This window comes from Tateyamaria pelophila, from assembly GCF_019966495.1.
Taxonomy (GTDB): domain Bacteria; phylum Pseudomonadota; class Alphaproteobacteria; order Rhodobacterales; family Rhodobacteraceae; genus Tateyamaria; species Tateyamaria pelophila.
The window spans coordinates 45819-57040 of the sequence record NZ_JAIMIA010000025.1; the positions used below are offsets into that span (position 1 = coordinate 45819).

Here is an 11222-nt window from a genome sequence, read left to right on the forward strand (position 1 = left end):
ACTGGCAACTCCGGGTGCAGTGCCCTATGTTACAAGCCTGTAGAAACAGGACACTTTCCCTATGCCCGCTGATACGACCGCTGCCGCGGACAAGGCCGATCCGGCCAATCCAAAGCCTGACCCGGCCAACAAGAACGACGCCTCAGAGCATAACTCTGGCATGCGCACGATCCGCAAGGTCGCGCCATATCTTTGGCCGGATGACATGCCTTGGGTGAAAAAGCGCGTCGTACTGGCCATGATCGCGCTGGTCTTTTCCAAGCTAGTGTCTGTCGGAACTCCGATCCTGTATCGCGATGCGGTGGATGTTCTGGCGGGCGAAGGTGTGCCGACGCTGGCTTTGGGCGCGATTGGTCTGACGGTTGCCTACGGGATTGCCCGGTTGATGAATGTCGGGTTTCAACAGTTGCGGGATGCGATTTTCGCCCGGGTGGGGCAACGTGCGCTGCGGATGTTGGCGCTGGAGACCTTTGAACACATTCACCGCCTGTCGATGCGTTATCACATCACCCGAAAGACAGGCGGGTTGAGCCGGATCATCGAGCGTGGCGTCAAAGGCGTCGATTTCCTATTGCGGTTCCTGCTGTTTTCCATCGGTCCATTGGTGCTGGAACTGGTCCTGATCGGGATCGTGCTGACGATCATGTTCGACGTCAGTTATCTGTTCGTCGTCACAGGCACGATTGCCCTTTATGTCTGGTTCACGTTCGCGGTGACTGAATGGCGGGTGAAGCTGCGCCGCCAGATGAACGACCAGGACACCGATGCCAACCAAAAGGCCATCGACAGCTTGCTGAACTTTGAAACCGTCAAGTATTTCGGGGCCGAAAAACGCGAAGCTGCCCGTTATGACAGCGCCATGGAAGGCTATGAGGCTGCGGCCCTGAAAACCAGCTATTCACTGGCGTTTCTGAATTTCGGTCAATCCGTGATCATCACGGCGGGCCTCGTTGGTGTCATGGTCATGGCCGCGATTGGCGTTCAGAACGGCACGCTGACCGTCGGGGATTTCGTGATGGTCAACGCCTATATGATCCAGATCACCATGCCGCTGAACTTTCTCGGGACGGTCTACCGCGAGATCCGTCAGGCTCTTGTGGACATGGGTGAGATGTTCGATCTGCTTGAACAACCGTCTGAAGTCGTTGATGCGCCGGATGCCAAACCGTTGCAGGTCAAGGGCGGTCGGGTTGAACTGGATGACGTGCATTTCGGCTACGATGCGGCGCGGCCCATTCTCAAAGGCGTGTCAGTGGTGGCGGAACCGGGCGAGATGGTGGCGATTGTCGGCTCGACCGGGTCGGGCAAATCTACCATCGGCCGTCTGCTGTTCCGCTTTTACGATGTGGGCGGGGGGGCGCTGCGCATTGATGGGCAGGATATCCGCGACGTGACCCAGGACAGCCTGCACGCGGCGATCGGTGTGGTGCCGCAGGATACGGTGCTGTTCAACGATACGATCCGCTACAACATTGCTTATGGCCGCGATGGGGCGATCCCGTCGGAGATCATTGAGGCTGCAAAGGCGGCTCAAATTCACGAATTCATCGAACAGCTGCCCGATGGCTATGACACCACCGTCGGCGAACGCGGTCTGAAATTGTCGGGCGGAGAGAAGCAGCGCGTCGGGATTGCCCGGACCTTGCTGAAAAACCCGCCGATCCTTTTGCTGGACGAGGCGACAAGCGCGCTGGACAGCGAGACCGAACAGGACATCAAGGACGCTTTGGTGCGGGCAGGAGAAGGCCGGACCGTGCTGACCATTGCCCATCGCCTGAGTACGATTGCCGAAGCCGATCGCATTGTGGTGCTGGAACAGGGTGAGATTGTGGAAACCGGGACCCATGAGGCTTTGTTGGCCAAGGATGGGCGCTATGCGCAATTGTGGTACCGCCAGCAATCCGACGAGACGCTGTGACGACGAACGGCGCTCTTTGACGGCTGCGCCGCAAAGACGCCCCGCCCGCCGTCCCAGAGTGCGCTAAAATACCAAAGGCCGGGGCGGGTGCTCCGGCCTTTGGTCTTTCTGGACCCAAAAAGGTGGCTTTATTCCGCGGCCCTGAGCGGTGCGGTCGGCAGTGTCGGTTCCTGGGTTTGACTTTGGGGTGGGTCCACCTCGTCGAAATCCCAAACGATTTCGCGATTTTCCATCACGCTTGCCTTGCGGACCAAAGCCCAATCGCGGGATGCGGTGCTGGCACGTCCGAGCGACAGTTTGGCCAGAAGGCGGCTGGTCCACAGCGCGTAGGTCACGACCCAGACCCGCATGGCCAGCAGCGACGGTGTGACGAGGAGTGTCAGCGCCGTCGCGATTCCGAGGCCAAAGACCACGGCTGTTGCGAGTTGTTTCCACCAAAGCGCCGTGGGGCTGTCGACCGTATAGCCGCCATCGCCGAAATCGAGGCTCAGGCCGAACATCATCGGCGCCAGACCCGCCATCGTCGTGATCGTGGTCAGCAGCACGGGGCGAATACGATCCTGGGCCGTGCGAATGATTGCTTCGATCCTCGGCATATATTTCTCGTACTCCTGATAGGTGTCGATCAGCACGATGTTGTTGTTCACGACAATACCGGCGAGCGCGACGATCCCGGTGCCGGTCATGATGATAGAGAAAGGCTGTTCCATGACCAGCATGCCGATCAGGACACCTGCCGTTGACAAAACAACCGCGCCCAACACCAGCAAGGCGTTATAGACACTGTTGAATTGCGCCAGCAGGATGATGAACATCAGGCCCAAAGCACCGGCAAAGGCCTTCATCAGGAAGGCGCCTGATTCTGCCTGATCTTCCTGATCGCCGGTCCATTCGGTTTCAAAGCCCGGGCCGAAAGGATTGGTGTCGAGCCATTTGTTCAAATGTGCAATCCGTTCGTTGGCGTTTACGGGCAGCATCCGAAGCGTGCCGCTTGCCAACTCGGACGCGAGGTCGCGACCTGTTGTGCCGTTTTCGAGGGCCAGCACATCATAGCGTTCCTGGCTGTCCGCGACGATTGTTCCGTCGGGTGAGGGTCGCAATGTGGCAACGATCTGTTCAACGTCGACCCCGTCGACCTCAACGGTTTCGACAAGCTTTTGCAGGCCTGCTGCCACGTCGGCTTTGACATCGAAATACCGCTTCTGATCCACCCGGTTGATCTGGGCCAGTTCGGCTACGGGGGTCCGGGTTATGAAGTTGGCCAGCGGTACCAGCCCGTCGCCTGTGCGCACCTTGAGCGTATCCAGCGTCGACAAAACGCGGTCTTCTTCGGGCAGGCGCACGCGGATCTCGATCTCTTCATCCGAACTGTCGACGCGCATCGTGTCCAGCAGCAAGCCGCGTGTGACCAGTTGGACCATCGCGCCCACGGTTGCCACGTCAGCGCCGTAGCGGCCCGCCTTTTCGACGTCCACGTCAATCTGCCAGTCGATGCCGGGCAGGGGACGGGTGTCTTCGATCTTGATCAGGCCGGGGGTCGCTTCAAATTTGCTGCGGGCCTGGCCTGCGACGTCGACCAATTGTTCGAAGTTGTCGCCCTTGATGCGCAGATGCACGGGTTTGCCGCTGGCCGGGCCACGGCTGAGATTGAGCACTTCGGTCTTGATGCCCGGTATCTGGGCCAACGCGGCGGTCAATTCGTCCATGATGGTGTCGCCATCGAAAGTCTCGGCTTTGACCTTGTGCATCACCGTGTAATTGACGATCGGAATTGTGAACCACGGCTGGTTCGAGTCGGGCCGGTCTTCCCACGGGATGGTTTCGAGTTGGATCTGTCCAACTGCATCTTTGGGGGACGAGGCGCCGCCGGTGTTGGCGTTCAGCCCGCCGCTGCCTGCAAAGGCAAAGACGCTCGATATGCCGGGGTGATCGATAACGACCTGTTCGGCCTGCCGCAGCAAGGCGTCCTTTTCATCGAGGCTGAGGTTACCGCGCGCCAGAACGTATACGATGGCTTCTTCCGGCTCCGTGTCGACAAAGAACTCCACGCCGTTGTTGTTGTTCATGAAATAGATCAGGGTTGTGCCGACAAAGACAAACACGGCCCCTATCATGACCATCGGCATGACGGGGTTGCCGACAATGCCCTGAACGAAATAGCCAAAGCCCGAGCGTTGATAGCCGGATGTGACATGTCCCTCACGTCTGCCGAACACCTTGCGCCCCGCCCATAATCCGGCCCATCCCAGTCGCAGGAAGACCGCTGTGATCGAAAGCAACACCATGATCACGCCGGTCAAGGCAAGCCCGACCAATGCGGTCATGCCGAGCCCATTCGCAAAGACGCTCGTCAGGCTGGGCAGAACGGATCCCCAAGTGTCCTGTTGATCCATCGTTGCAAATACCGTCGTAATGTTCGCCTGTAGCGGTCCCAACCCTGCGGCGGATGCAATGAACAGCGCGGACAATGGAAACAGCATCAGATGCGCAAGAAAGGGCAATCTGGCGATCCGGAGGTTTTGCGTGGAGAACCAGTTCATGATGCGCCCAAGCACACCCCCCATTACAGGCAGATAGATCAGGGCCACGATCAGGGAGGCGGAAAGGACGAAGATCAGCGTCACAGGCAACATGCCCATGAACTGGCCCGGCACGCCCGGCCAGAACAGCATCGGCAGGAAGGCGCAGAGCGTCGTGGCGGTCGACGACACAACCGGCCAGAACATGCGCTTGGCCGCATCCACATAGGACTGCATCGGCCCGACGCCCTGTTGTTGCCGTTTGTCGGCATATTCGACGACCACGATCGCACCGTCCACCAGCATCCCCACCGACAGGATCAGGCCGAACATCACGATATTCGAGATCGAGATGCCCATGATGGCCAAGAGCACAAAGCACAGAAGGAAAGACGTCGGGATCGCAAAGCCCACCAAGAGCGATGCGCGGGGTCCCAGCGCTGCGAGCGACACCAGCATCACAAGCGCGATCGCGGTAAAGACCGACCCCTGCAATTGTTTGACCATGGAATCGACGACCCGGCTTTGGTCATTCGAGGTGCCAACCTCTACCGCAGCCTGCAAGCCATCGGGCCACTCGGCCGCGCGTTCCGAAACGAGTGCCTTCACGGCCGTGGCCGTGTCGATCAGGTTGAAGCCCTTCCGCTTGACCACCTGAAGCGCGACCGTATCAACGCCGTCGAACCGTGCAGTGGACAACTTGTCCTCAAATGTCAGATTGATCTCTGCCACATCACCAAGGGTGACCACCCGATCACCATTGGTTTTGACGGGCAGTCTGTAGATATCGCGCGTTTCATTGAACGAGGACGGTATCTTGACCGCGAAAGCCCCCTGGGCCGTTTCAACCTCACCCGCGGCGATCAGCTGGTTGTTGTTTTGAACGACGGTGATCAACTCACCGGCGGTGACGTTGTAGGCCTCAAGCCGCAACGGGTCGATGATGACCTCAACCATCTCGTCGCGGCTGCCGACGATGCTGGCCTCGAGCACGGCATCCAGGGATTCAATGTCGTCCTGCAAGTCCTTGGCAACGCGCGTGATCGTGCGTTCCGGCACGGGACCGGTCAGGTTGACGATGATGATCGGGAATTCGGAGAAATTGAATTCGTCCAGCGTGTATTGCTCAAAGCCCGAGGGAAAATCCGATTGGGCACCGTCCATCGCATCGCGGACATCGGCCATGACCTTGGTCTTGTCCCAGCCAAATTCAAATTCCAGAACGATGTTCGCGTAGCCTTCGGCGGCCGTCGCGGTCATTTTTTTCAATCCGTCGAGGTCGGACAGTTCCGTCTCCATCGGTTGGATCAACAACGTTTCGCTATCAGCCGCCGAAATCCCGGGGAAGGGGACGGAGATGATGAGGGTCGGTATTTCGATGTCTGGCTCACCCTCTTTGGGCAAGCTGATATAGGCTGCGGCGCCGACGACCAGCGACAGCACGATAAAGGCCAGAACCATCCGCGCCCTTGAGGCGGCCCAATCAACGACGCCGGTCATTGGGTCTGCTCCTGATAGGTCGGAGCGACGGTTACGCCTGCGGTCACGAATTCCTGTCCGACGACGATCACGTTGATCTCATCGGGCAGTCCGGTCAGCCAAACGCCCTGTACCGTATCGCGCATGACCTTCACAGGCGTGAAGGCGACGACGTCGCTGTCCGAAATGGTGCGCAGCCCGATCTGTCCGTCCTCGTTCAGGGTCAATGCGGATGCGGGTAGCAGATGTGCCCTAGCGCCATCGGCTGCAATGAGAATTTCGGCGGTCTGGCCATCGCGGATCGCAAGGTCAGGATTTGGCACTTCGATCTCGACGAGGAAGGTGCGTGTCGTCGGATCAGAAGAGCGGCTGAGGAAGGTCACGACACCTGTAACCGTGCCACCGCCCGCGGCCAGCGATGCAGAGGCTTGCGCACCGACATGCACCCGGTTCACTTCGGTTTCCGGGACGTAGGCGGACAGTTTGATTGGATCAAGCTGGATGATCGTCGCACAGAGCGAGCCCTCTTGAAGCAGGCTGCCCAACTCGGCCGTGTCACTTTCCAAAAGACCCGCGAAGGGGGCGTGAATCTCCAGCCGTTCCAGTTCAATCTCGGCAGCGGCGACCCCGGCGATGGCGCTTTCGATCGACGCCTGGGCCGATTCGATGCCCGATTTCGCACCAATCACACCAGCGCGCGCGGCTTCCAAGGCGGCTTCTGCGGCGGCGAAAAGTGCCTGGCTGTTCTTCAAGCGGGTTTGCGATGCAAATCCGCCCGCACTCAGGCTTGTGGCTGCGGTTTGGTTTACACGCGCCTCTTCCAGAAGCGCCTGCGCTTCGGCGACACGGGCCTGGCTTTCGGGAACACGGCTCTCGGCTTCGGTTTTGCGTGCCACCGCTTCGGCCACACGTGCGCGGGCTTCCGCCAGGGATGACGCCCGCGCGCCCGGGTCAAGGCGGCACAGCAGTTGCCCTTCCTCGACGAAAGTCCCTTTGCGCAAGGGTGGCGACAAAACAGTCGATGAGGTCTCCGCGCGCACGGCGACCTGGCGGATGGCCTGAGTCTGGCCGCGCAGGATCACAGCGCTGTCAATTTCACGTGCAATGGAACGTCGGGCGACCACCTTTATCAGGTTGTCTGCGTCGGGAGCGACCTCGGCTACTGTCTCCGCCTCGGGTTCAGCGGTTTCTGAAGCGGCCTCAACGGCTTCGGCGCTGCCAGAACGCTCGGCGAAAAAGGCCTGCGTGCTGTCTCGCTCGATCACCCAAAGATAAGTTCCCACTGCCGCAATGATGGCAAGGATAAACGATACAATACGCATTTACGCTCTTTCTTGACAGAATCGATTGCCACCCAAGGCAGCCTATCAACTTTATTTAGGACGTTTTTTTACTGAACTAACCAGTTCAGAATACTTTTTTTGCGAGTATTCTGCAATGGTCCCCAAATGTCGCAGTGGCCATGTGTTTTTGTTGCCCTTGGCTTGACCGCGCCGGCGCTATAAGAGGGTCGCGAATTCGAGCGTGAGGCCTGAAATATGGCCCAGTATGAGGAGCGCAGGCGTGAGCGACAGCGACAGCTTTATCCAAGAGGTCAACGAAGAGGTGCGCCGGGACCGGCTCTATGGCTATCTGTGGCGTTATGGGTGGATCGCTGTTCTGTTCATCGTGCTGGTTGTTGGGGCTGCGGGCTTCAACGAATACCGTCGCGCGCAAGCTACCGCACAAGCCGAGGCTCTCGGAGATGCAATGCTCGCCGGTCTCAGCATTGATGACGATGAAGGTCGCGCCGCAGCACTTGCCGCAGCGCAAGCGGATACTCCACAAGGAGCGGCGATCCTGGCTTTCATGACCGCAGGGGTGCAGACCGAAGCGGGCGAGACCGAGGCCGCTGTCGAGACGTTGAATGGGGTGTCCCTCAACCCTGATATTCCATTGATCTATCGGCAGGTCGCCACCTTCAAGGCGTTGACGCTTCAGTCCGACACGCTGGATGCAGAGGCGCGCCGCGCCGCGTTCGAATCTCTGGCCGTACCGGGCGTTTCGTTGCGGGTCCTTGCCGAAGAACAGCTGGCGTTGATCGACATCGAAACGGGCAATACTGACGCGGCCATTGAACGGTTCCGGATGATCATGGACGATGCAGAAGCGACCACGGGCTTGCAACGTCGTGCCCTTCAGGCAATTGTGGCGCTGGGGGGCGCGCTGACGGTGGATGGTACGGCAGACACGCCCGATGAATAAGGGCTGCAACATGGCTGAAACACGTATTCGGACAGCACCTGAGCTGAACGCGACTGGTCGAGTGCGACGCGGGTATGTTGCGGTGGGTGCATTTGCGGTTTTGGCTACAATCCTGTCGGCTTGTACGGAACCTGATGTCATTCTGCCTGGCAAACGCGAGCCGATCACGGCTGTCTTTTCGAGCAGCGAAGCCGAAGAAGCCACACAGATTGTCCGACCCGTCAACGCGGCACCAGATATCCGGTTGCCCGCACAGGTCGCCAATGCGGACGCGGCCCAAAACCGCGGAACCCAGGCGTTCCGTACCGACAACCCAAGGCTTTCCACGTCCCTGACACCGGTTTGGAGCGTCGGTATCGGCGAGGGCGACAGCCGCAGGCACCGCATCGTCGCCGACCCGGTCGTGTCGGGAGGGCGAGTCTTTACGCTCGACGCGCTGACTCTCGTTTCTGCGATTTCCACGTCGGGCGGTGTGATCTGGCAGCGCAATGTCCTGCCGGATGGGGCCGATGAGGCGGACGCAACAGGCGGTGGGTTGGCCGTCGAAGGGAACGTTCTCTACGTGGCGAGCGGTTTTGGTGCGGTGTCCGCGCTGGACGCAACCACAGGCGCGACCCTCTGGACGCAGGACCTCGAAACGACGGGCGCAGGCGCGCCGATGATTTACGGCGATCTGCTCTATGTGATCGCCGGGGACATGACCGGATGGGCCATCGACAAAAGGACGGGGCGCATGCAGTGGCAGATAACGGGCGCTGCAAGTGCATCCAATGTGTTGGGCGCCCCCACTCCGGTGCTGGCCGGTGATCTGGTCGTATTCGCTTTCGGATCGGGTGAGATGCAGGCGGTGTTCCGCAAGGGCGGGTTGCAGCGCTGGGGCGCGACCGTGGTCGGCGAGCGCAGAGGTCGGGCGCTGGCCAACATCGGTGATGTAACAGGCCAGCCGATCGAGGCGAACGGCGTGATCTATGCTGGTAACCAGTCGGGTCGGGTGGTCGCTGTGAACGCCGCCAGCGGAGCCCGGATCTGGAGCGCGAAAGAAGGCGCGATCGGACGCGTTGTTCCGGTGGGCGGCAGCGTGTTCTTTATCAGCGATCGTAACGAATTGCTGCGCCTGAACGCACAGGATGGCTCCCGGATCTGGGGCGTTCCATTGCCAAATTTCGTCAAGGACCGGCCCAGAAGGGTTGCCGAGGTTTTCGCAAATCATGGGCCCATACTGGCCGGGGGGCGCTTGATTGTGGCGTCATCCGACGGGGTAATCCGAAGTTTTGACCCCAAATCCGGCGCGCTGTTGGGCAGGACGGAAATTGCCAGCGGTGCGACGACGGCGCCGGTTGTGGCGGGACAAACCCTTTATATCGTCTCGCGGGATGGTCGGCTTGTGGCGTATCGCTGAATCGCACCTTGCGTTTCGGTCCTTTCCGTTTGGCGGCAGATGGTCTATGTGCCGCGCTTGATCTGATTTCCGGTACGCACAATGTCCATGACCCTCGCCATCGTCGGACGGCCCAATGTGGGCAAGTCGACACTCTTCAATCGCCTCGTTGGCAAACGCCTTGCATTGGTCGATGACCAGCCCGGCGTCACGCGTGATTTGCGCGAAGGCGCTGCCCGACTGGCGGACCTGAAATTCACCGTGATCGACACGGCCGGACTGGAAGAAGCCACGGATGAAAGCCTGCAAGGCCGGATGCGCCGCCTGACGGAACGGGCCGTCGACATGGCCGACGTGTGCCTGTTCATGATTGATGCCCGTGCTGGCGTCACGCCCACCGATCAGGTTTTTGCCGAAATCCTGCGCAAACGTGCGGATCATGTCTTGCTGGCCGCGAACAAGGCTGAGGGGTCCGCCGCGGACGCGGGCATGATCGAAGCCTACTCGCTGGGTCTGGGCGAACCGATCCGTCTCTCTGCGGAACATGGCGAAGGCCTCAACGATCTCTACGCCCAGCTACAGCCTTTGGCCGACAAGTTCGCCGAACGTGCCACAGGTGACGCTCCGGAGGTTGATGTGATCGTGGACGAAGACGACGAGGATGTCGTGCCGGTGCCCACACATGCCAAACCCTTGCAGGTGGCGGTCGTCGGTCGGCCGAATGCGGGCAAATCCACGCTGATCAACCAGATCGTCGGCGAAGAACGTCTGCTGACCGGCCCAGAAGCGGGCATAACACGCGATGCGATTTCCCTGCGCACGACCTGGGGGGAAACCCCGATGCGCATTTTTGACACGGCAGGCATGCGCAAAAAGGCCAAGGTACAGGAAAAGCTCGAAAAGCTCAGCGTGGGTGACGGGCTGCGCGCCGTGAAGTTTGCCGAGGTTGTTGTTGTGCTGTTGGACGCAGCGATTCCCTTTGAACAACAGGATCTGCGCATCGCAGACCTGGCCGAACGTGAGGGCAGGGCTGTCGTCATCGCGGTCAACAAATGGGACATCGAGGATGACAAGCAGGTCAAGCTGCGAGATCTGAAGGAAAGCTTCGAGCGGCTTTTGCCACAGCTGCGCGGGGCACCTCTGGTGACGGTTTCAGCCAAGACAGGCCGTGGCCTCGATCGTCTGCATGATGCCATCCTGCGCGCCTACGACGTGTGGAATCGTCGCGTGACAACGGCGCAATTGAACCGCTGGCTTGTGGGCATGGTCGAAGCGCACCCGCCTCCGGCACCGCAAGGCAAGCGGATCAAGCTGCGTTATATGACTCAGGCCAAAACCCGTCCGCCTGGGTTTGTTGTCATGTGCTCGCATCCCGACAAAGTGCCGGAAAGCTATAGCCGCTATCTGGTCAATGCGTTGCGGGTGGATTTTGATATGCCGGGCACACCAATACGGCTGTACATGCGAGGGCAAAACGACGCGAACCCCTACAAGGGCCGCAAGAAGGCACCACCCTCCAAGTTGCGTAAACATACCGACGGCCGCCGCATCTAATCTTTTTCTGGCGCGGAAAAGGGCTGAAAAACGGCGCGTTTTCCCGAAAAGCCTAGGCAGCGGACTCATAAAACTCGATCCACAGCCTGACGGATGCCAGTTTGATCATCGACAGGAAATTGCGTGATGT

Annotated in this window: 6 protein-coding genes; 4 read left to right on the forward strand and 2 right to left on the reverse strand. The window is 59.8% G+C overall.

What is annotated here, in order from left to right; genetic code table 11:
• Positions 1 to 61 precede the first annotated feature (61 nt).
• Entirely contained in the window at positions 62 to 1918 is a 1857-nt protein-coding gene (locus tag LC354_RS10455) for an ABCB family ABC transporter ATP-binding protein/permease (RefSeq protein ID WP_317849300.1), read from the forward strand.
• 128 nt (positions 1919 to 2046) lie between these two features.
• Here the strand turns inward: LC354_RS10455 and LC354_RS10460 are convergent, their stop codons facing one another.
• Positions 2047 to 5937: an efflux RND transporter permease subunit gene (locus tag LC354_RS10460; RefSeq protein WP_223423573.1), complete on the reverse strand. Its 3891-nt coding sequence runs from the start codon at positions 5935 to 5937 to the stop codon at positions 2047 to 2049.
• Positions 5934 to 7238, reverse strand: a complete 1305-nt coding sequence (locus LC354_RS10465) for an efflux RND transporter periplasmic adaptor subunit (protein ID WP_223423575.1) — start codon at positions 7236 to 7238, stop codon at positions 5934 to 5936. Before LC354_RS10465 ends, LC354_RS10460 begins: the two co-directional genes overlap by 4 nt.
• A gap of 241 nt (positions 7239 to 7479) precedes the next feature.
• Between LC354_RS10465 and LC354_RS10470 the strand changes: the two genes are divergently transcribed.
• The 3 genes from LC354_RS10470 (at position 7480) to der (ending at position 11092) form a co-directional block, all read left to right on the forward strand.
• On the forward strand, positions 7480 to 8160 hold the full coding sequence (locus LC354_RS10470) for a hypothetical protein (protein WP_223423576.1): 681 nt from the start codon (positions 7480 to 7482) through the stop codon (positions 8158 to 8160).
• Positions 8161 to 8170: 10 nt separating this feature from the next.
• Positions 8171 to 9559: an outer membrane protein assembly factor BamB family protein gene (locus LC354_RS10475; RefSeq protein WP_223423578.1), complete on the forward strand. Its 1389-nt coding sequence runs from the start codon at positions 8171 to 8173 to the stop codon at positions 9557 to 9559.
• Between the two features lie 81 nt (positions 9560 to 9640).
• Positions 9641 to 11092 carry a ribosome biogenesis GTPase Der gene (gene der, locus LC354_RS10480; protein ID WP_223423580.1) on the forward strand — a complete coding sequence of 484 codons (1452 nt, stop codon included), beginning with the start codon at positions 9641 to 9643 and terminating at the stop codon, positions 11090 to 11092.
• Positions 11093 to 11222: the final 130 nt, after the last annotated feature.

What these genes read in the sequence shown, in the direction of transcription:
- LC354_RS10455 (WP_317849300.1), top strand. Translation starts at nt 62, where the DNA reads ATGCCCGCTGATACGACCGCTGCCGCGGACAAGGCCGATCCGGCCAAT.
- LC354_RS10460 (WP_223423573.1), bottom strand. Translation starts at nt 5,937, where the DNA reads ATGACCGGCGTCGTTGATTGGGCCGCCTCAAGGGCGCGGATGGTTCTG.
- LC354_RS10475 (WP_223423578.1), top strand. Translation starts at nt 8,171, where the DNA reads ATGGCTGAAACACGTATTCGGACAGCACCTGAGCTGAACGCGACTGGT.
- der (WP_223423580.1), top strand. Translation starts at nt 9,641, where the DNA reads ATGTCCATGACCCTCGCCATCGTCGGACGGCCCAATGTGGGCAAGTCG.
- LC354_RS10465 (WP_223423575.1), bottom strand. Translation starts at nt 7,238, where the DNA reads ATGCGTATTGTATCGTTTATCCTTGCCATCATTGCGGCAGTGGGAACT.